18 protein-coding genes are annotated in these 19256 nt (G+C 71.4%); 6 read left to right on the forward strand and 12 right to left on the reverse strand.

What is annotated here, in order from left to right; translation table 11 throughout:
- Nucleotides 1-305: 305 nt before the first annotated feature.
- Nucleotides 306-2528 carry a sigma-70 family RNA polymerase sigma factor gene (locus tag HAV40_RS11615; RefSeq protein ID WP_239086795.1) on the reverse strand — a complete coding sequence of 741 codons (2223 nt, stop codon included), beginning with the start codon at nt 2526-2528 and terminating at the stop codon, nt 306-308.
- Between the two features lie 134 nt (nt 2529-2662).
- Here HAV40_RS11615 and HAV40_RS11620 point away from each other — a divergent pair, with 134 nt between their 5' ends.
- Genes HAV40_RS11620 through HAV40_RS11630 form a run of 3 tightly spaced genes read left to right on the forward strand, consistent with a single transcriptional unit; the run spans nt 2663 to nt 4962 of the window.
- Complete coding sequence (locus HAV40_RS11620; RefSeq protein ID WP_166380954.1) at nt 2663-3046, forward strand: GNAT family N-acetyltransferase; 384 nt, start codon at nt 2663-2665, stop codon at nt 3044-3046.
- A complete protein-coding gene (locus HAV40_RS11625) occupies nt 3031-4233 on the forward strand; it encodes a cation:proton antiporter domain-containing protein (RefSeq protein WP_166380955.1) in 1203 nt (400 codons plus the stop codon). The genes HAV40_RS11620 and HAV40_RS11625 overlap by 16 nt, the downstream gene beginning before the upstream one ends.
- 54 nt (nt 4234-4287) lie before the next feature.
- Nucleotides 4288-4962: an SMI1/KNR4 family protein gene (locus HAV40_RS11630; protein WP_166380956.1), complete on the forward strand. Its 675-nt coding sequence runs from the start codon at nt 4288-4290 to the stop codon at nt 4960-4962.
- Between the two features lie 3 nt (nt 4963-4965).
- Here the strand turns inward: HAV40_RS11630 and HAV40_RS11635 are convergent, their stop codons facing one another.
- The gene (locus HAV40_RS11635) at nt 4966-5637 is read right to left on the reverse strand and encodes a GOLPH3/VPS74 family protein (RefSeq protein ID WP_166380957.1); all 672 of its coding nucleotides are present in this window, start codon (nt 5635-5637) and stop codon (nt 4966-4968) included.
- Nucleotides 5638-5864: 227 nt separating this feature from the next.
- Here HAV40_RS11635 and HAV40_RS11640 point away from each other — a divergent pair, with 227 nt between their 5' ends.
- Complete coding sequence (locus HAV40_RS11640) at nt 5865-7370, forward strand: APC family permease (protein ID WP_239086796.1); 1506 nt, start codon at nt 5865-5867, stop codon at nt 7368-7370.
- 69 nt (nt 7371-7439) lie between these two features.
- On the opposite strand, the gene HAV40_RS11645 is transcribed toward HAV40_RS11640, so the two are convergent.
- The 10 genes from HAV40_RS11645 to HAV40_RS11690 form a co-directional block, all read right to left on the reverse strand.
- Nucleotides 7440-9398 carry a primary-amine oxidase gene (locus HAV40_RS11645; RefSeq protein WP_166380958.1) on the reverse strand — a complete coding sequence of 653 codons (1959 nt, stop codon included), beginning with the start codon at nt 9396-9398 and terminating at the stop codon, nt 7440-7442.
- Nucleotides 9399-9524: 126 nt separating this feature from the next.
- The gene (locus tag HAV40_RS11650) at nt 9525-9932 is read right to left on the reverse strand and encodes a VOC family protein (protein ID WP_166380959.1); all 408 of its coding nucleotides are present in this window, start codon (nt 9930-9932) and stop codon (nt 9525-9527) included.
- Between the two features lie 61 nt (nt 9933-9993).
- Nucleotides 9994-10401: a helix-turn-helix transcriptional regulator gene (locus tag HAV40_RS11655; protein WP_166380960.1), complete on the reverse strand. Its 408-nt coding sequence runs from the start codon at nt 10399-10401 to the stop codon at nt 9994-9996.
- Nucleotides 10402-10443: 42 nt separating this feature from the next.
- Nucleotides 10444-10890, reverse strand: a complete 447-nt coding sequence (locus HAV40_RS11660) for a hypothetical protein (protein WP_166380961.1) — start codon at nt 10888-10890, stop codon at nt 10444-10446.
- Entirely contained in the window at nt 10890-11294 is a 405-nt protein-coding gene (locus tag HAV40_RS11665) for a hypothetical protein (RefSeq protein WP_166380962.1), read from the reverse strand. The genes HAV40_RS11660 and HAV40_RS11665 overlap by 1 nt, the downstream gene beginning before the upstream one ends.
- Before the next feature lie 113 nt (nt 11295-11407).
- Nucleotides 11408-11827 carry a helix-turn-helix domain-containing protein gene (locus HAV40_RS11670; protein ID WP_166380963.1) on the reverse strand — a complete coding sequence of 140 codons (420 nt, stop codon included), beginning with the start codon at nt 11825-11827 and terminating at the stop codon, nt 11408-11410.
- A gap of 209 nt (nt 11828-12036) precedes the next feature.
- Complete coding sequence (locus HAV40_RS11675) at nt 12037-12633, reverse strand: GNAT family N-acetyltransferase (protein WP_166380964.1); 597 nt, start codon at nt 12631-12633, stop codon at nt 12037-12039.
- The gene (locus tag HAV40_RS11680) at nt 12630-14135 is read right to left on the reverse strand and encodes an APC family permease (protein WP_166380965.1); all 1506 of its coding nucleotides are present in this window, start codon (nt 14133-14135) and stop codon (nt 12630-12632) included. The genes HAV40_RS11675 and HAV40_RS11680 overlap by 4 nt, the downstream gene beginning before the upstream one ends.
- A 50-nt stretch (nt 14136-14185) precedes the next feature.
- Entirely contained in the window at nt 14186-14809 is a 624-nt protein-coding gene (locus tag HAV40_RS11685) for a GOLPH3/VPS74 family protein (protein WP_308441061.1), read from the reverse strand.
- A gap of 239 nt (nt 14810-15048) precedes the next feature.
- Entirely contained in the window at nt 15049-16890 is a 1842-nt protein-coding gene (locus HAV40_RS11690; protein WP_166380967.1) for a M14 family metallopeptidase, read from the reverse strand.
- Nucleotides 16891-17054: 164 nt separating this feature from the next.
- On the opposite strand from HAV40_RS11690, the gene HAV40_RS11695 reads away from it, so the two are divergent.
- Nucleotides 17055-17327 carry a Smr/MutS family protein gene (locus tag HAV40_RS11695; RefSeq protein WP_120319484.1) on the forward strand — a complete coding sequence of 91 codons (273 nt, stop codon included), beginning with the start codon at nt 17055-17057 and terminating at the stop codon, nt 17325-17327.
- A 111-nt stretch (nt 17328-17438) separates the two neighbouring features.
- On the forward strand, nt 17439-19166 hold the full coding sequence (locus HAV40_RS11700; RefSeq protein ID WP_166380968.1) for a fibronectin type III domain-containing protein: 1728 nt from the start codon (nt 17439-17441) through the stop codon (nt 19164-19166).
- The last annotated feature ends 90 nt before the right edge of the window (nt 19167-19256 follow it).

Raw genomic sequence — 19256 nt, forward strand, 5'->3', positions numbered from 1 at the left:
AGACGGCGGCGGGCCGGGCGCGATAACAAGAACGGACGAGACTTTTCTCGCCCGTGCCGACAAAGTCCGCGCACCTCCAGCGCATACCTGCGGCCTTCCTGGTGCAATGAGCAGCTCGCAGGCCGTGCCGGGTGGGCTGAGCCGGGTGGGCTTCGCCCCATGATCGAAAAAGCCAGGGTGGCCGTCGCCGGGGTGGGCGACAACGTGTCCGCCCTCGTCCAGGGCCACGCCTTCTACCGCGCCACCGGCAGCCTCGTCGGCATCTGCCGCCCCTAGGTCGACGGGCTCGACACCGGTGGGGCGGTTCAGGCGGGCGGCGGGGCCGCAGCCCCTGCGGTCATCGACGCGCCCATCGTCTTGTCCTTGCGGTTGAGCAGGAACGTCGTGCTCGGCAGCTGCCCGGTCGGGGCGCGTTCGCCGCGGGCGGTGGCCGGGTCGCCGCTGCGCAGCACCGTGGTCGCCCAGCCGTCCTGGCCCCAGGAGTTGCCCGCGTCGTCGACGCCGCCGCCGACCTGGACGTCACGGCCGTTGGCCAAGGCCACGTTGCGGCGCAGCCGCGCCTGGGAGTACACGAACGCGAACCCGGTGCCGCCGTTGCGGTAGGCGGTGTTGTTGGTGACGGTCAGCCGACCGGGGTTGCCGGCCTCGGTGAAGCCGTAGCCCGCGTTGTCCCAGGACGCGTTGTCGACCACGACGTGGGCCACGGCCGGGGCGGGCGAGCCGCCGCCGAGTTTGACGCCGTTGCCGGGGCCGTTGAACGCGGCGATGTTCCACCGGTTGTGGCCGTTGCCGTAGGCCCAGTTGCCGACGACGGTCACCGGGTCGGTGAAGTTGCTCAGGTCCAGGCCGTCGCCGGAGTTCTCGGCGAAGCGGTTGCCGCGTACGACGTTGCCCGGCCCGCCGCCGTTCTTGATCGCCAGGCCGTCGGCGCTGCCGCCACGGTCGGCGGTGTCGTGGTTGCGGGCGAAGTCGCTGTCGAGGACCTGGTTGCCCCGCGTGCCCGCGTCGCGCAGGGTCAGCGCGGTGTCGCCGTTGTCGTGCATCGACAGCCTGCGGAACACGTTGTCGTGGCAGCTCCGGCACACGTAGGCGTGGCTGGGCGCGTTGCGCAGCTCCAGGCCCTGCACGGTCCAGTACCCGCCGGTCTGGTTGATCAGCCACTGGCCGCCGGGCAGGGCCGAGCCGTCGACGACGGGCCGTTCCCCGACCAGGTTGCTGAGCGTGATCCGCCGGGCCGCGAGGCCGCTGGTGGTGATCGCGATGGTCGCGGCCGGGCGGTGTGTGCCCGCGCGCAGCGCGATGACCTGCCCCGGCTGCACCACGTCCACGGCCCTGGCCAGGGTCGCGTACGGCCGGGCGGCGCTGCCGGGCCCGGAGTCGTCGCCGTCGACCGCGACATAGAGGTCCGCGCTGGTCACGCCCTGCGCCGTCACGACGTGGCGGGCAGCCGCGGGCGGCGACGGGGACGGGCTGCCCGCCGGTGTCGGGGCCGTGCCGCTCGGCGTGGTCGCGGGTGCGGCCTGCGGCGGCGGGGCGGGCGGTGTCGGCGGGGAGGCCGGTGGCGCGGTCGCGGTGACGGCCAGCACCGCCGCGGTGGCCGCGGCGACCCCCACCCCCGCGGTGCCGACGATCTTCACGTTGAGGTATCCGGCGACGCGTCGTACCGCGTCCGCGACCAGCGCCGCGACGCCGCCCGATGCCGCCCCGCCCGCTCCGGCGGAGCCGGCCCCGACCAGCGCGGGCAGTCCCTCGGTGAGCACGGCGGGGACCTGCAGCAGCCACGGCAGGGCCAGCACCCGTGCGGCGGGAACGCCACGGCGACCCGCCAGCAGGCAGGCCTCACAGTCGGCGACGTGACGGCCGAGGCGTTTGAGCCAGCGCGGCTCGGCACCGGCGTCCCATGACGCCGCGACCTCGCCCAGCCCGGCGCAGCGCGGCGCGGACCGCAGCGCGCGCAGCACGGTCAGCGCCAGGTCGAGCCGCGCCCGCATCCGCTGCACCCGAACGGCGGTGTGCGCAGGGCTCAGCGACAGCGCGGCCGCGACCTCAGCGCGGGTCATCGTCCCGGCGACCTCCTGCGACCACAGCGCCAGGGTCTGCCGCTCGGCGGCGTTCAGGAACCCGGTCGCCTGGGCGATCAGGCGCAGCTCACGGTCGACGTCGACGCGGTCCTCGGCCAGCGCGGCGACGTCGGCGTCCGGGTCGGGCGGCTCTGCGACGCCGAGGTCGAGCGGCGCGACGGCGCGGGCGCGGTGGCGGGCCAGGCGGCGCGCGCGTTCCTGGATCTGGCTGACCGCGATGGACACCAGCCAGGCCTTGAACCCGTCGGGCTCGCGCAGCCCACGCAGGTGCCGGACCGCGCGCAGCATCGTCTCCTGCACCACGTCGTCGACGTCGGGATCGGCCCCCAGCGCCCGGCGGACCACCGCGTACACCAGCGGCAGGTGGTCGCCGAGCAGTGACTCCAGGGCATGCCGGTCACCTGCGCGGGCGGCGGCCACGCGCGCGGCATCCGCCGTCGGGGACAAGGCGACTCCTCGGCGTATCGCGACCGGCCTGGCCGGTCGGCACGTGCCCGACATGGTGACATCCATGAATGTTCGTTGTAAAGCCGAACTAACGGCGAGCGGTGCCACTGCGGCCGGCTCGTTAGAGTGCTGCCATGGCAGTGGACGTCGCGGTCGTACATGAAGTCGACGACGAACTCGTCGAGGCCTTCGGGCGGCTGCTCCCGCAGCTGTCGCCGTCGGCCGGTCCCCTCGACCACGCGGCGCTGGCGGCGGTGGTGGCCTGGCAGGGCGTCTTGCTGCTGGTCGCCCGGGTCGACGGCCGGATCGTCGGGGCGCTGACGCTGGTGACGTTCCCGATCCCGACCGGGCCACGGGCCTGGATCGAGGACGTGGTCGTCGACGAGACGGCGCGCGGCGGCGGCGTCGGGGCGGCGCTGACCGGTGACCCGGCGACCGGCTCACGACTTCCCGCCCTAAAACAGCACAAATCCCCCAGAATGGGCAGGGTGAGGAGTCGCCCGTGCTCGCCGTCCTGATGCTCGGCCTGGTGCTGGTCACCTGGGCCGTGCTAGCCCGACCGGCGCAGCGCTACAGCGTCACCGTGCCCATCGCCATGGCCGCCTCCGGCCTCATCCTCACCAACGGCACCCACCCCCTGGTCAACGTCGAGGTCACCGGACCCATCGTCCGGCACCTCATCGAGATAACCCTCGCCCTGGTCCTGTTCACCGACGCCACCGACATCAGCATGCGCTGGCTGCGCGAGACCGGCCGCGTACCCATGCGCATGCTGTTCATCGCGTTCCCGCTCACCGTGCTGCTCGGCTTCGCCGCCGGCGTGCCGCTGCTACCCGGCGCGGGCTGGTGGGTCTGCGCCATCTGCGCCGCCGTACTCGCCGCCACCGACTCCACCCCCATCCTGCCGCTGCTGCACGACCACCGCCTGCCCTCCGGCATGCGCCACACCATCACCGTCGTCAGCGGCCTCGACGACGGCCTCGCCGCCCCCTTGGTCCTACTGCTGCTCGCAGGCGCCATCGGCACCGAAGACCTGGAAAGCGTCCTGCTCGAACTGCTCATCGCCCTGGTCGTCGGCCTGGTCGTCGGCAGCGGCGGCGCGAAACTGCTCGCCGTGGCCCGCACCCGCGCATGGTGCACCGAGGAGGCACAACGCGTCGGCCTGCTCGCCCTGGCCATCACCGCGTTCGCGATGGGCGAGGTCCTGCACGGCAACGGCTTCGTCGCCGCGTTCGTCGCCGGACTGGCCGCCCGCGCGACCGCGCCGCACATGCCGCGCAGCTCGCTGCAGACCGTGTCGGACACCGCGCTGGTGCTGTCGGCTGCGGTCTGGTTCGTTTTCGGGTCGCTGATCGTGCCCGCGTTCATGGACGGCCTGGAGTGGCGCGTCTTCGTGTACGCGTTCCTGTCACTGACCCTGATCCGGATGCTGCCGGTGGCCCTGTCGCTCGTGGGCAGCCACCTGCCCTGGCGCGAACGGTGGGCGCTGGGTTTCTGGGGCCCGCGCGGGCTGGACAGCATGGTGCTGGGCATCATCGCGCTGGAGCAGCTGTCCGGGCTGGACGCCGACTGGGTCGCCGACGTCGTCGTGGTCGTGATCAGCCTCAGCATCCTCATCCACGGCCTGTCCGCCCGCTACTTCGCCTCCTGGTGGGCCCGGCGCAGCCGCACGCTCGCGGCTGCGGCCCGCCGCACCGGCACCTGAAGCAGGTCCGACGATCTACCATGCCACCCATCAGGCGACCGTGGGGAGACGGCGATGGGCGGCACGGACTGGACCGGCGTACGCGAACGCGTCGAAGCCCTGCGCGCCCGGCCGGGCTCCGAGCGGCTGTTCGGCGCGGACACGCACGGGTTCACGCTCGCGCCCGCCCTCAGCGGCGACGAGCTCGCGGACCTGGAGACCTGGCTCGGCGTGCGGCTGCCCGACGACTACCGGCGGTTCCTGACCGAGGTCGGCGCGGGCGGTGCGGGCCCGTTCTGCGGGGTCAACCCGGTCCGGCGAGCCGACCCCGGCTGGCAGTGGCACGGCGAGTGCGCCGAACTGACCGACGTCACCCGGCTCGCCCAGCCCTTCCTGGTCGACCGGCCGTTCGAGGACCTGCTCGCCGCACTCGACGAGCAGGAACCACAGGAGCAGGACTTCACCGACCCGGCCGCCTACCAGGAGGCGGCCGAGCGGTGGCGCGACGGGATGCGGGAGATCGTCGCCGGGCCGGAGTTCAGCGCGGGCGCGATCTGCCTGGTGCACGAGGGCTGCAACCTGCGCTACTGGCTCGTGGTGAGTGGACCGGCCCGCGGCGGCATCTGGTACGACGGCAGCTGCGACTGGGCCGACATGATCCCCGAGGAGAACGACGACGACCAGCCCGTGGGCTTCGGCGAGTGGTACCTGGACTGGCTCGGCGAGGCTGAGCGCAGCCTGGCCCGGTGACGTTCAGCGGCGCACCCGCCGGGCCAGGGCTGCCTTGGTCGTCGCGACGCCCTTGATGATGGCCTGCTCGGCGGGGTGCATCCGGTCGAGCAGCAGTGCCGCGTTGCCGGCCGCCTCGTCGGGTCCGACCGTCGGGATCGCCTCCCACATCTCCATACCCGCGACCAGTCCGGCCAGCACCGCGTAGTGGGCGTCGGCCGGTGCCTGGCGGCGGCCGGGCGGGTCGCGCAGCACGCCGAGCATCAGCGAGCGGGGCCGGGCGGCGACGAACGGGTTGACCGCGACCAGGCGGTTCTGGCGGCTGAGCACGCCGCGCTGGACCTCCTCGATGATCCCCTGGCGTTTGAGCCGTTCGGCGACCAGCACGTACAGGTCCTCGCGCAGGTAGTCGATCCAGGAAGCGGCGGCGTGGGTGACGGGTTCCTGCGCGGCGACCTTGCCGAGCACGTGGTCGAGGACCGGGTCGCCGCTGAACGTGGGGGTGGTGCGGATGACCACCGCGCCCTCGTCCAGGGCGATGGCACGCTGCCAGCCGAGTTCGATCAGCACGGCGGCTGCCAGGCCGAGACCGAACACCTCGTCGCCCGCGTGCCGTTTGCCGGTGTATTCGTGATGGCCGATGAGAAAGAGTTCGTCGGCCACGGCGAACCTGTCCGAGACGGAGAAAGTCGACATGGGGTTCCTAGATGATCACTACTCGGCGGGAGAGGTCTTCACGCATGCCGCGATGCATGCTCGCGTCTGTGCAAATTGGAAAGGCTAGTGGACTTCGACGATCCGTTCAACTGCGCAGACATAGACAATAGCGAACTACATTAACGAAGCGTTACTCGTATTGATCCATGTACCTGCACGCATTACTATGCACCGACCGTTCACCCCGAAACAGGATCAGAGGAATCATGACCACCTCAGAACAGACACGGGGAGCCGCGATCCCCTCGGGTGCCTCGTCACCCCTGCCGCCCATGCTCGCCCCCGCCGACCTCGGCCTGGCCCGCCGCCGCCTGAGCACCAGCTCGCTGGTCTTCTTCACCGTCTCGGCCAGCGCGCCGATGACCGTGCTCGCCGGCGGGGTCGTCGCCACGTTCGCCGTCACCGGCTCGGTCGGCGTGCCGCTGGCGTTCCCGATCGTCGCCGCCGCGCTGGCACTGTTCGCCGTCGGCTACGCCGCGATGAGCCGCCACGTCGTCAACGCCGGCGTGTTCTACGCGTACGTGTCCCAGGGACTCGGCGGGGCGCTGGGGGTCGGCGCCTCGTTCGTGGCCCTGTTGGCATACAACACTATCCAGATCGGCCTCTACGGCCTGTTCGGCGCCGCGATGGGCGGCTTCGTCGCCGCCAACGGCGGCCCCGACCTGGCCTGGTGGGTATGGTCACTGGCCGCGCTCGCCCTCGTCGCGATCCTGGGCCTGCTGCGCGTCGACCTCAACGCCAAGGTCCTCGCGGTGCTGCTCATCGCCGAGGTCGCCGCCGTCGTGCTGTTCGACCTCGGCTCGTTCGCCAACCCCGCCGGTGGCACCGTCACCTTCGACGGGCTCGACCCGGCCAACCTGTTCGGCCCCGCCATCGGCGGCGTGCTCGCCTTCACCGTGGCCGCGTTCGCTGGCTTCGAAAGCGCCGGCGACTACGCCGAGGAGGCCAAGGACCCCCGCCGCACGGTGGCCCGCGCCCTGTACGCGGCCATCGCCATCACCGGTGTGCTGTACGCGCTGTCGGCGTGGGCGCTGACCGTCGGCGCTGGCCCTTCCAACGTCGTCGCCCAGGCCCAGGACCCGGCGGCCGGGCTGCCGTTCTCGCTGATGGCCGCGCACTTCGGCGACACCGTCGCCAACATCGCCAACCTGCTCCTGCTCACCAGCGTGTTCGCCGCGCTGCTGTCGTTCCACAACACCGTCGCCCGGTACCTGTTCGCCGCCGGACGCGAGAAGGTGCTGCCCGCCGTGCTGGCCCGCACCGGCCGCCGCACCTCCGCGCCGTACGTCGGCTCGCTGCTGCAGACCGTCCTGGCCGTGATCGTCGTGGCCGTGTTCGCCGCCCTGGGGCGCGACCCGGTGCTGGAACTGTTCACCTGGCTGTCGTACGTGTCCGCGGTCGGCCTGCTCGTGCTCATGGTCGCCACGTCGGTGGCCGTGCTGGCCTACCTGAACCGGCACTCCGGCACCGAGACGCTGTGGCAGCGCACCATCGCCCCGGTCCTGGCCACCCTCGCCCTCGGTGCGATCACCGTCCTGACGATCGTGAACTCCGACGCGATGCTGGGCGCCGAAGCGGACTCGCCGCTGCGCTACATCCTGCCGGGCCTGGTCGGCGTCGCCGTCGTGCTCGGCGCGGGCTGGGGCCTGGTGCTGCGCTCGACGCAGCCCGCCGTGTACGACCGCATCGGCAAGGGCGGCCCGACCGAGTAGCCCGCGCCACGGGGGCACGGACAGGAGCGGGGCGGACGCCGAAGCGTCCGCCCCGCTCCTTCGTTGCGCTCAGGAGCAGCAGCTGTCGCCCTCGGACTTGTCCGAGGCGCAGTGCGACGCCGTCGAGGCGGGCACGTCCAGCGTCGGGTTGCGGTCGAAGAAACCGACCGGCTTGAGCACGAACCCGGCCCGGTCCACCGGCATCACCGGCCAGTCCTCGGTACGCGGGAAGTGCGTCAGCCCGAACGTGTGCCACAGCACCACGTCGGTGGCCCGCAGGTCCCCGTCGCGGGCCGTCCACGCCGGCAGCCCCGCCCCACCCGCGTGCTGGTTGGGCAGGTCCCCGGACGGGTAGCGCTCCGCCGGGTCGTACCGGGTCACCCACAGGTGGTGCGTCGCGAACGCCGCCCGCTGCGAGATCGACGCCGACGGGTCCGCCGCCAGCACCGGCTGGCCCTGCGGGTACAGCGCGTACCCGACCGGCTGGCCCAGCCGGTTGAGCTTGTCCGGGTTCACCACGTGCCACGCCCGCGCGCTGGCGGGCTCGGCCATCCGCGCCCCCTGCGACTCGCGCTCGACCGGCGTCACCGACTTGGTGAACGCGTTGCCGTGCGGGTTGTCCGGCCCGACCGGCACCCGCTGCAACTGCACCTCGTTGACCGTGTTCGCGACCCCGTCGACGGTCATGTCCAGCCGCGCGCACCACATGTGCTGGTGGTACGGCCCGCCCAGCCCCGGAGCGACCTCGTCGGCGTACGGGGTGCCCGGCACGTACGACGAGGTGAACATGACACCGGTCGCCTTGCACTCCAGCTCGATCGTGCCGTCCAGGTACAGGTACCAGTAGAAGCCGTAGTCGTAGTTGCCGACCGTCACGAAGAACGAGATCACCAGCCGCCGCTGCCGCCGCGTCTCCGACGAGCCGGTGAACAGGTCGGTGTGCTTCCACAGCACCCCGAAGTCCTCCTCGTGCATGCAGATCGCGTTCGGGCGCGTCTGCGGCTCGCCCAGGTCGTCGGCGACCACCGCGTCGAAGTAGTGGATCTCACCGAGGCAGTCGCAGCCCAGCTGCAACGCGTTGACCTGCGCGCCCAGGCTGTACTCGCCCGCGTCGAAGTAGTTCTGCCACCAGCGCGCCGGGGACGGGTCCGCGTACGGCACCACCATCTCGGCGACACTGGCCCGGTAGACGATGTCGCGGCCGTGCAGCGACAGCTGGTGCAGGGTCAGGCCCTCGCGGGCGTCGAACCCGATCCGGAACCTCCAGCCCTCCCAGCTCACCACGTCGTCGTCGACGGTGAAGCTCGGCCCCTCCGGCTGCGTGATCTCGATCGGCTTCAGCGTCGTGCGCACCGGCCCGGTGTACGCCGGATCGTCGTGGTTGTGCTCCTCGGCCGGGACCGGCAGCAGCACGTCGTCGATCAGTTCGATGACCCGCCGCTCGGTCAGGTCCACGAACGCCACGACGCCGTCGACCGGGTGCGCCCACGGGTGGTCGGCCTCGCGGTGGCGTACGAACGACAGCACCCGCACCATGCGGCGGCCCTGCTCGTCGGGCTTGGTCGCCGCGCCCGCCGACAGCGGGCACGGGCACACCAGGTCCAGGTCGGTGATGCCGCGCCGGGCCATCGCCGCCTGCCAGCCCTCGTCGGCCTTGACGATCTCGTCGGCCGCGATGTACTCCTCCAGCATGATCGCGGGCTGGCCGTCGCGGACCGGGTCCAGCAGCCGGCGGCTGTCGACCTCGCCCTTGCTCAGCGACACCACCGTGTCGGTGGCCCGGCCGGTCGCCACGTCCAGCAGGATCACCCGGGCCCGGCGCGGCACCACCGCACCGCCGGTGTCGAGCACCTCGCCCTTGGCGGGCTCCTCGAGGCCGACGTAGGTGAACCGGGTGCTCTCCCCGACCAGACCCGCGGCACTGAGCACCGAGCGGGCCTGGCGCATCTCCTCGGCACTGAGCCGGGCCAGGGGGTGGGCGGCGTCAGGCCGCTGCGGATCCATCTGATGCAGCGCCGTAGAACTCATTGATGTCGCCCTCTTTCATCGGCAGTCAGCGGACACCCGAACATCCTCATCGCCGCCCGGTCCGCTGTCGAGTCCGAAGTGGGGCGAACACCGGCGCCCCCAGGACCACCCGTGGCCGTCTCCTGATCAGCCCTGCTGAAGGATGCGGACCGGGTTGCCGAACGGGTCACGCAGGCCCATGTCGGTGCCGTAGAAGTGCTCGGTCGGCTCCTGGGTGAAATCGGTGAAGCCAGCCGCCTTGAGCGACTCGTACAGCCCTCGGATGTCGTCGGTGAGCAGCACCAGGCCGGTCAGCGCGCCCTTGGCGACCAGCTCGCGCAGCTGCTCGGCCGTCGCGTCGTCGTGCAGCGGCGCACCCGGCTGCTCCAGGGAGATCTCGGTGCCGTCACCGCCGGGGACCCGGACCGTCAGCCAGCGGTACGAGCCCTGCTCGACGTCGTTGCCCTTCTCCAGGCCGAGTTTGCCGACGTAGAAGTCCAGCGCCTCGTCCTTGTCCAGGACGTAGATCGACGCGACGTTCAGCTTGGTGATCATTTCGGGTTCTCCTCCATCAGCAGTGACCCGGCCAGGCTAGGTGTGCCGCCACAGCCTCGGCTTATCCAGAACTGCGCGATGTCCGGGGCCGGGTGTGGGCCATCAGGGCACAGTTGGGCACGCCCACCGGCTGGTGCCCGTCCCGGTAGGCCGACGGGGACTGGCCGACGATCTCCCGGAACGTCCGGCTGAACGTCCCGAGGCTGGCGAAACCGACGCCGAAACAGACGTCGGTGACGGTGCGGCCGGGCTCGCGCAGCAGGAACATCGAGCGCTCCACCCGCCGCCGTTGCAGGTAGCGGTGCGGCGTCTCGCCGAACACGTCGCGGAAGCAGCGGCTGAAGTGCGCCGGGGAGAGGTGGGCGACCGCTGCGACGGCGGCGACGTCGAGAGGCTGGGCGTAGGCGCGGTCCATCGCGTCGCGGGCGCGCAGCAGCCGCCGGTTGAGTCGCTCAGCCTCCCTGCTCACGCCGCAATGCTATAAGTGCAGTTCGGCGGGCATGGAGACCGGTCAGCCCAGGTTGGCGGCGTTGGGGCCCTCGCCCCAGATGTTCATGGCGGTCCAGCGGGTCAGGCCGTAGATCAGCGTCCAGCCGACCGGGGTCAGGTAGAGCGCGGCGATGACGTACGCGGCGATGGTCCCGGCCTCGATCCGGTCGCGCAGCGACTGCTCGCCCTCACCTCTGAGCGCCCGCCGCCCGCGCCAGGCCAGCAGCACCGCGGCCAGGGGCGACAGCCACGCCACGACCATGCCGAGCAGGGTGAGCACGCCGAACGGGTTGGCCAGCGAGCCGCGGATCGACGTGCCCTCGTGCAACGGCGCGTACACCATGGCGTAGACGCTGGTGCCGTTGCCGCCGTGTACGCCGCCGATCAGCAGCGCGCACAGGAAGGCGCACACGGCCAGTCCGAAGGCCCAGACCAGGGTCAGCTGCGCGCGCCAGAGTCGGTCGGTCATCAGTCCAGAATCCAGTTCAGCAGCAGGCGGCCGGGTGGCGCCAGGGTGAAGGCGACGAACACAACGGTCAGCCCGGCCGCGATGTACATCCACCGGCGCAGCCCGGCCGGCATCTGGCGCCGTCGCCGGGCCAGTGCGGTGAACGACATCAGCAGCGACAGCACCGCGGCGGGCGGCCCGAGCGTGGCGAGGAAGACGGCGGGCACGGCCAGCCATATCAGCGCACCGGGGAGCGCGTCGGTGGGCGCCTGGCAGCCGAGATCAGCAGGGCAGTGTGTGGTGCCCTGGAAGGTGAACAGGAACAGGTAGGGGATCGCGGCGCTGGCGACGTAGAGCGCGACGCACGCGAGCTGCACGGCCACGAGCAGCCGTGCGGCGAGGAAGCGGGGTGCGGGCGCCGACACTCCCGGAGCATACGAGCCGCCATTCTCGCCGTCTATGCCTCGGCCGGGTGCGGTCACGGCGACCGGCAGCGGGTCGCGTCGGCCGGGCACGGCCGATCCGGACAGTTCCGCGCTCACGAGTTGTCCGGGCCGTCCAGCGCGGCCAGCGCGTCGCGGACGAACGGGTGAGTCGCCGACAGATTCGTATCAGCGAGCACCATCGACAGCAGCCGCCGCGCGTCGTCGACCGACGCGTCCCCGGCGTCCTTGCGCCGCCGCCTGCGACCGTCGCTGGCCTGCTGCTCGGCCCGCACCGCCGGATACATGCCCGACAGCAGCCCACCGGTCTGCAGCACCTCGTCACAGCGGCGCGCCAGGTCCTCGGTCGGCCAGCGCTCGCCCGACTCGACCTTGGCGATCATCGCCTCACTGTGCGGCATCCGTTGCGCCAGACGACCCTGCGAGAATCCGCGCACGCCACGCCACCAGCGAAGTTGCGCCGCGAAATCCCGGGCTGCCGACGCCTGCGCGCGGCCCGTCAAGGGCTCGGTCATGCCCTGCCTCCGAGGGGTCAGTGTCCACAAAGGACGCACCGTACCGCCCCCACCCCGTGCGGTCTAAAACACGAGACAGTAAACAACACCGCATCGTGCCCAGTCCATGAGCGAAAAGACTCAGAGATCGCCCGTTGCCGGTGCCCACACCCGCGCACACGAACAGGGGCGGCGATCAGCAGATCGCCGCCCCTGTCCCGATCACGTGCTCAGCCCTGCGGCTCGCGCCACATCGGGTACATCGGCGGGCCGTCACCGGGCAGGTGGTAGGCCTGACCCATGAGCGCGAACCCGTGCCGCAGGTACAGATCCCGCGAACCGGCGCTCGACGCCTCCAGGTAGGCCGGCACACCCGCGGCGTCCAGCTGCGCCAGCCGCCGCCCGAGCAGCTCACTGCCCAGACCGGTGCCCCGCTGGCCCGGCCGCACGGCCAGCAGTGCCAGGTGCCAGTGCGGGCCGCCGTGCGGGTGGTGCGCCGCGAACGTCTCGTCCAGCAGCGCCCACCGGGCCGCGTGCGGCCCCGCCAGCTCCGCCAGCCGCTCGTCGTACGCCTCGATCCACGGCGCCTCGACCGTGTTGTCGAACCAGACCGCGACCGCGTCGTCACCGACCACGTCCACGGCCCCGTACCTCAGGGCGTGCTCGGCGAACCAGCCGAACTGCGCGGCCATGATGCGCTCGCGCTCGACCGGCTCGTCCAGCAGCCACTGCGACACGGCCAACTCCTGGAACGACGCGGCGATCAGCCGCCCCGCCGCGGCGGTGTCGACGGCCGGGGCCGCCGACACCGCTTCCGCGCCGGTCATACGCCGACCTTAGGGGCCTCCGCCGCCGACGCGACCTCGGTCTTGCCGCCCTCGACGCCCTTGCCGATCGCGGCGTACAGCGCCGGGTTGGTGCCGCGCAGCACCAGCGCCCAGATCACGCCGATGACCGCGACCAGCAGGTACAGCCCCGGCAGGATCCAGCGCGCCGCGTGGTCGTCGCCGGTGCCCAGCATGGTGCCGTAGTCACGGACCGTCTGCTGCACCGCCCAGATCAGGAACAGCGCCGACAGCACCGGGGCGATGACCCGCGTCCACAGGCTCTCGCCGCGCTTGTCCTTGGCGAAGTACAGCACCACCGCGACGCTGGTGCCCGCGAGCAGCAGCAGCACGCCGAAGCCGCCGGTCATGCCCAGCCAGAAGAACAGGTGGGTGAACGGGTCGAGCTGCGCCACCGCGTACACCACGATGACGGCCAGGCCGATGACGCTCTGCAGGATCGAGGCGCCGACCGGGGCACCCGAACGCGCGCCGGTGCGGGCCAGCGAACGCGGCAGCACACCCTCACGGGCCAGCGAGAACGTGTACCGGGCCACGGTGTTGTGGTACGACAGCATCGCCGCGAACGCGGACGTCACCAGCAGCACGTTGCCCGCGTCGGCGAAGAACGCGCCGAGGTGCTCACCGGCCAGCACGAACATCAGGTCGGCCTGGGCGGCGTGCTCCTGGGACTGGGCGACGATGTTGTCCGGGCCGGTGGCCACGGTCAGCGCCCACGCGGTGAGCGCGTACACGAACACCATGACGGCCAGGCCGCCGAACGACGCCAGCGCGATCGTCTTGCGGGAGTCACGCGACTCCTCGGCGAACACCGGCGGGGCCTCGAAACCGACGAACGCGGTCACGGTCACCGTCAGCACCGCGCCCAGCGCGCCGCCGATGAACAGGTTGTCCGGCGAGAACGCCGCGAAGCTGATGCCGCCGTCGGCCGGGTTGGCGATGAACACGATGTCGTACAGCAGCACGATGGCGAGTTCGGCGACCAGCACGACCAGCAGCAGCTTGCTGTTGATCTCGACGCGGGACAGGCCGAGCACCGTGACGAACAGCCACGCGACCAGGGCCAGGACCCACCACTCGACCGAGACGTTGAACATCGCGCCGAGCAGGCCGGAGCCCGCCGCGCCGAAGATGCCGTAGAGGCCGACCTGCAGCAGGTTGTAGGCCAGCACCGCCGACAGCGCGGCGGCGACGCCGGCCGGGCGGCCCAGACCCTGGGAGATGTAGGAGTAGAACGCGCCGGCGTTGCGGATGTGGCGCGACATCGCGACGTAGCCGAACGTGAACAGCGCCAGCGCGGCGCCGATGAGCAGGATGCCCAGCGGGAAGCCGATGACCTGGACGTTGGCCCAGCCGGCGACGATGACGCCGCCGATGACCATGAGCGGCGCTGCGGCAGTCAGCGCGAACGAGGCGACGGACGCCGAACCGAGCCGGTCGGCGGCCAGTGCCGACGACAGCGCGGAGGGGGGAGGTGCGGACACGGTGTTGCTCCTTGAGGGGTGGGGGGTGATGGGGGGGTGGGGGGTGTGGTTCAGGTGAGCTTCGCCACGGCTTTGCTCACGGCGAGCTCGGTCTCGGCGATGAGGACCCGCACCGGCTCGTCGAGCGTCGCGATGATGCTCGACAGGCTGCGGCCGCGGACGTCGTCCCAGGCGAAGGTGGTGCTCAGCCCGGTCGCGAAGGCGAGCGCGGCCAGGATGCGGTCCTCGACGGACATCTCCTCCTGCCGTCGCAGCCGCCCGATGAGCCGGGCAGTGGGCCAGGCCGCATCGTTGACGGACACCGGCATGTATCGGCGCTGCACGCTTAGCAGTCGGCGCGTCTCGACCAGTTGGAGCGCCCCCGCGGCGGTCATCCTGACGGCGATGTCGGACTCGGCACTGAGCCCGAGGAAGGTGAGCCAGTCCCGTACCGGGTGCAGCTGCGGCTCTGCCAGCAACTGCCCGTGTACGCGGGCGGCCAGCGCGTCGGGCGGCGGCGGCGCGTTGCGCACCGCCACCCCCTCGGCGGCGGGACGCACCAGGTCCAGCATGCACAGTTCGGCCAGCAGCGCTGCTGCCAGACCGAATCCGACGGCTTTGGCGTGCAACCGGGAGTCGCCGCTGACATCGTCATGCGTCATCAAGTAGAACTCGTCGGCTATCGGCACGAACACGCACCCTACAGAATGGATCTACCCGCTGTCACCGCCGAGCACGCACTGTTTACCATCGCTCCACCGCAGGTAGCGTCCTATATGGATCTCTGAGAGCGTTTGCTCGTGCAATATTCCCAGCCAATCCGGTACGGCCGGACACGAACAGGGCGGCCCCACCGCCACACCGGTCACCGGACCGGCGCGGACAGTGAGACCGCCCGCCGGGCGCCCCGGACCTCAGCGGCCCGGGACACCTGTCACGACTGGGTCACCGTGAGGTTGTCCAAGCCCGCCTCGACGAGGCTCGCCGTGCTCGCGTCCGCCGCCTCGACCAGGAAGCGCACACTCTGGCCCGCGTACGCGGTCAGGTTCGCCGAACCAGCGCCCCACGCCCCGTTGCGGTTGCTCGCCGCGCCGGTGATGGTGGCCAGCACGGTCGTGCCGCCACTGTGCACGATCGAGATCCGCAGGTAGTCGGCGCTGGAGGAGTTCGAGCCGTGCGCCAGATACCACTGCCAGTTCGCGCCCAGGGTGCCGGTGGACGGCAGCGTGATCGCGGGCGAGCGGATCGAGCTGACGCCGCCGTCGAGGTCGAAGTCACCCGCCGCGGTGCCCGCCGACAGGCCCGTGGCCAGATCGTTGCTGCCCGCGAACGGGGCCAGCTGCTTGACGCCGCTGGAGTTGGTCGCCTGCGCTGTGCCGCGCGCCCACTGGCCGAGGGTGGCCGTGTCGGTGCTGGCCGGGTTGACGGTCCAGCCGGTCGCGGTCTCGAACGTGTCGGACCACACCGTGGTGCCGCCACCGCCGCCGCAGTACGTCGCCTCCTTGCCGATCACCCGGTACGGGCAGTCGGCCTGCTGGAGCAGCATCAGCACCGCGGCCCGGTTGCGGGTCGTCTGCGCGGTGATGACCTCGTCGGGCGGGTAGAAGCCGCCGCCGCTGCCCGAACTGCCCGGGTACATCTCGAAGGTGTACGCCCAGATCTTGTGGGTGCCCCACATCCAGTCGATGGAGGTGCCGTCGGCGACGTAGAGGTCGCTGGACTGCTCCGGGGTGTAGCTGTTCGTGGCGGCCATCTGCTGGCCCAGCGTGGCGAACGTGTTGTATTCGTCGGCGCTCATGCCCGACGGGTTGTTGGCCGTCGTGTAGCCGAACGGCCACAGGATGAGCTGCGAGTACGTGTGGAAGTCGATGTTGGCCTTGATCTGCTGCACGCCGCCGACGACCCGGCTGTTGACGAAGTTGCGCAGGTTCTGCGTCTCCGGCGCGGAGAACGCCGACGGCCCGCGGTAGGTCTCGCTGCTGGTCGTGCCGCTGGACCCGCCGCAGCAGCCCCACTGGTAGGACCAGTTGCGGTTCAGGTCGGTGCCGACGTTGGACGACCCGCTGTTGGGCTGGCGGTTCTTGCGCCACGACCGGTAACTGCCGGTGGCGATGTCGTACTCGCCGCCGTCGGGGTTCATGTCCGGGATGATCCAGATCTCGCGGCTGTTCACGATGTTGGTGATCGTGCTGTCGGAGCCGTAGCCACTGGTGAACAGGTTCATCAGGTAGATGGCCATCTCCACCGTCAGGTGCTCACGCGCGTGCTGGTGGTGGTTGAACATCACCTCGACCTCGTTCTCGTCGGTGGCGACGTTGTCCGAGATCTTGATCAGGGGCATGTTGCGCCCCTCGTAGGAGTTGCCGATCGTCGTCACCCGGAAGATCGACGGGTAGGACGAGGCCAGCGAGTTGATGACAGACATCATCTCGCTGTAGTCGTGGTAGTTGGAGTCGGCCGGCGGGAACGCCAGCGGCTGCGCGTGGTCGTCGGGTGTGGGCGCGAGCACGCGGGTGACCGCGAAGCCGAGCGCCTTGATCTTGGCAGCCTCACCCGGGGTGGCGGTGATGTCGAGGATGCCGTGGTCGAAACCGTCGATGGCCGCGCCCGTGGCGGCGATCGCGTTGCGCTGCGCGAGGGTCTTGATGCCCTCGACGGTGTAGTGGCCCGACGTGCTGACCTCGGGTCCGAGCGGGGCGCCGTCGGCCGGTCCGGTCAGGACCATCGCGCCGGCGAGCGCCAGGGTGGATACGAAGACGGTTAACCGTCGCCGCATGACTGCCTCCAAGCGGGGGTAAAGGAGGCACCCAGCAGATCACCAGGTTCATGGTCATTGCAATATGTCGATCTATGAAAGTCATGCTGACGCGCAGGTCGAAAGGTTTCAGTCCACCCGGGGACGCTGACCAGCGCCGATCACAACGGGTACGCTCGGAGGCGATGAAACTCGTACTGGATCTGCATGACATCTTCAACAAGGGCCGCGACATCGAGCGGGCCTTGAACGACATCATGGCCGAAGCCATCGCCAAGAAGGCTCCCATGATCGAGATCATCCCCGGCAAGGGCTCCGGCGCCCTGAAGAAGACGGTGCTGCGCTTCCTCGAACAGAAAGAGGTCAAAGCGCTCTACCACCGCGTGGAGAAGGACTCCAAGAACTTCGGCCGACTGTTCGTGCACTTCAAGCACAACACCCCCCGCGGCCGCCGCTGACGCGCTGGATGAGGGACGACACACTCGTTCCGGACATACCGCTGGCAGATCGCCGCAATACCCGCCCCTGCGGGTGGCGGGAGGTCGGGGGGTGTGGGCAGGATGTGAGCCGTGCCGTCACCGACCTCGCTGTCCGACATCCGAACTGAGGCCCTCGCCCGCCGCGACCGGGGCGATCTGAACAGCGCCCGGACCCTGCTGGAGCAGTCCCTCGAAGCGGCGATCATGGCTGCCGGGGAGGACCACCCCGAGGTGCTGGCCACCGGCCACCTGCTCGCCACCATGCACCGGCAGTCCGGCGACCTGGGCGCCGCCCGCCGGGTGCTGGAGAACGCGCTGTACAACGGCGGCTACCGGTTCGGCGAGGAGCACCCGCTGCTGCTGGCGATGTCGTTCGACCTCGCGCAGATCGCCGACGAGCTCGGCAACCGGCACGAGGCCCGCCGCCACTACACCAAGGTCGCCACGTACGGCCCGCAGACGGCCGGGTTCGACCAGCAGGTGCAGGTCGCCCGCTCCTGGCTCGGCCCCGACGCCCCCGCGCAGGCCGCCCCCGCACCGGTGACCCCGCCGCCCGCGCCGCAGCCGCCCGAGGACGCGACCGCGCTGCTCCCGCCGCCGTCGCGGCCGACCACCTACGTATCCCAGTCCGCCGCGACGCCGCAGGCCCCGGCCGCACCCCTGCCCACCACGCCGGTGACACCGCAGGCGCAGGACACGCCGGTGCAGGCGCAGGACACACCGCCGGTATGGCCGTTGCCCCCGGCGACACCCGCACCGGCACCGGCCGGCGACCCCGGCGACCGCACCGCGCTGGTCATGCCGCCCGCCCGGACCGAGGCCCCCGCCGCGCCGCAGCCCGCCGACGACCGGACCTCGCTGCTCACCCCACCCACCCGGATCCCGCCCGCGCAACCTGCCGTCCCCGCACCCACGCCCGCCGACGACCGGACCGCGCCGTACGGGCTGACCATGCCGCCCCGGCGCGAGCAGCCCCCCACCCAGGCCATGCCCTTCGTGCCGCCACCGCCCGCCGTCCCGCTGCCGCCCGAGCGCGCCCGGCCCGCGCAGCCCGACCCGGCCCGCCAGGCACCACCCCGGCAGGACCTGCCCCGGCACGACACCGTCCACCCGGAGCAGCAGACACGGCACCCGTCGCACCCGGGACACCCGCTGCGTGACCTACCGCCGCTGCCCCAGCAACCGCCGCACGACCAGCCTTCGCACCCGCACCTGCCGCCGCAGCAGCAGCCGAGGGCCGACCAGGGCCGCGTCGACGGATCGGCCGCCGCGATCCCGGTCGCGCCGCCGCCGCAGGCACCCGTACGCCACCTGCCCCAGCAGCCGCAGCACGTCCCGACGGTGTTCGCCCCGCCCGCACCACCGCCCGCCCCGGCCCGGCGCAGCCGGGGGCCGGTCATCGCCGCGGTGGTCGCGGCCGCCGTCGCCGTGCTCGCGGCGGTGACCACGCTGGTCATCGTCCTGCTGCCCAACAACGACGAGAAGACCCCCGACCCCGGCCCGAGCATCGCGGCCAAGCCCGCCAGCGACGTCTTCGTCACCAGCGCACCCAACGGCGACATCACCGTGAGCTGGTTCGACCCGTCCGACGGCTACGCCGCCCAGGTGCTGCTCGGCGCGCGCGAGGGCGAGCAGGTCGCGACGATGGGTAAGCCCGCCAACGGCGATACGCAGTACACGGTCACTGGTTTGAATCCGAACTGGGACTACTGCTTCGTCGTCATGAGCATCTACAGCCAGGTTGACCTGCTGCAATCGCCGCGGGTCTGCACCCAGCGCGCGACGTCGGCGACGGCGTCGCCCAGCGTGGCACGATGAGCGTCCTCACTCGACTTTCACCGTTGACCTGCAGCGCCTAAGCTGTCCTCGGCTTCTGGGGAGGACGCCAGTCGGCGAGCGGGGTGAGCT

The sequence above is a fragment of the Catellatospora methionotrophica genome (assembly GCF_011297335.1).
GTDB lineage: Bacteria > Actinomycetota > Actinomycetes > Mycobacteriales > Micromonosporaceae > Catellatospora > Catellatospora methionotrophica.

Excerpts from the sequence above, each read along its gene's own strand:
- HAV40_RS11650 (WP_166380959.1), bottom strand. The coding sequence starts at position 9,932 with ATGATCACCAAGCTGAACGTCGCGTCGATCTACGTCCTGGACAAGGAC.
- HAV40_RS11620 (WP_166380954.1), top strand. The coding sequence starts at position 2,663 with ATGGCAGTGGACGTCGCGGTCGTACATGAAGTCGACGACGAACTCGTC.
- HAV40_RS11695 (WP_120319484.1), top strand. The coding sequence starts at position 17,055 with ATGAAACTCGTACTGGATCTGCATGACATCTTCAACAAGGGCCGCGAC.
- HAV40_RS11690 (WP_166380967.1), bottom strand. The coding sequence starts at position 16,890 with ATGCGGCGACGGTTAACCGTCTTCGTATCCACCCTGGCGCTCGCCGGC.
- HAV40_RS11635 (WP_166380957.1), bottom strand. The coding sequence starts at position 5,637 with ATGTCGACTTTCTCCGTCTCGGACAGGTTCGCCGTGGCCGACGAACTC.
- HAV40_RS11660 (WP_166380961.1), bottom strand. The coding sequence starts at position 10,890 with ATGACCGACCGACTCTGGCGCGCGCAGCTGACCCTGGTCTGGGCCTTC.
- HAV40_RS11630 (WP_166380956.1), top strand. The coding sequence starts at position 4,288 with ATGGGCGGCACGGACTGGACCGGCGTACGCGAACGCGTCGAAGCCCTG.
- HAV40_RS11670 (WP_166380963.1), bottom strand. The coding sequence starts at position 11,827 with ATGACCGAGCCCTTGACGGGCCGCGCGCAGGCGTCGGCAGCCCGGGAT.
- HAV40_RS11640 (WP_239086796.1), top strand. The coding sequence starts at position 5,865 with ATGACCACCTCAGAACAGACACGGGGAGCCGCGATCCCCTCGGGTGCC.
- HAV40_RS11675 (WP_166380964.1), bottom strand. The coding sequence starts at position 12,633 with ATGACCGGCGCGGAAGCGGTGTCGGCGGCCCCGGCCGTCGACACCGCC.
- HAV40_RS11645 (WP_166380958.1), bottom strand. The coding sequence starts at position 9,398 with ATGAGTTCTACGGCGCTGCATCAGATGGATCCGCAGCGGCCTGACGCC.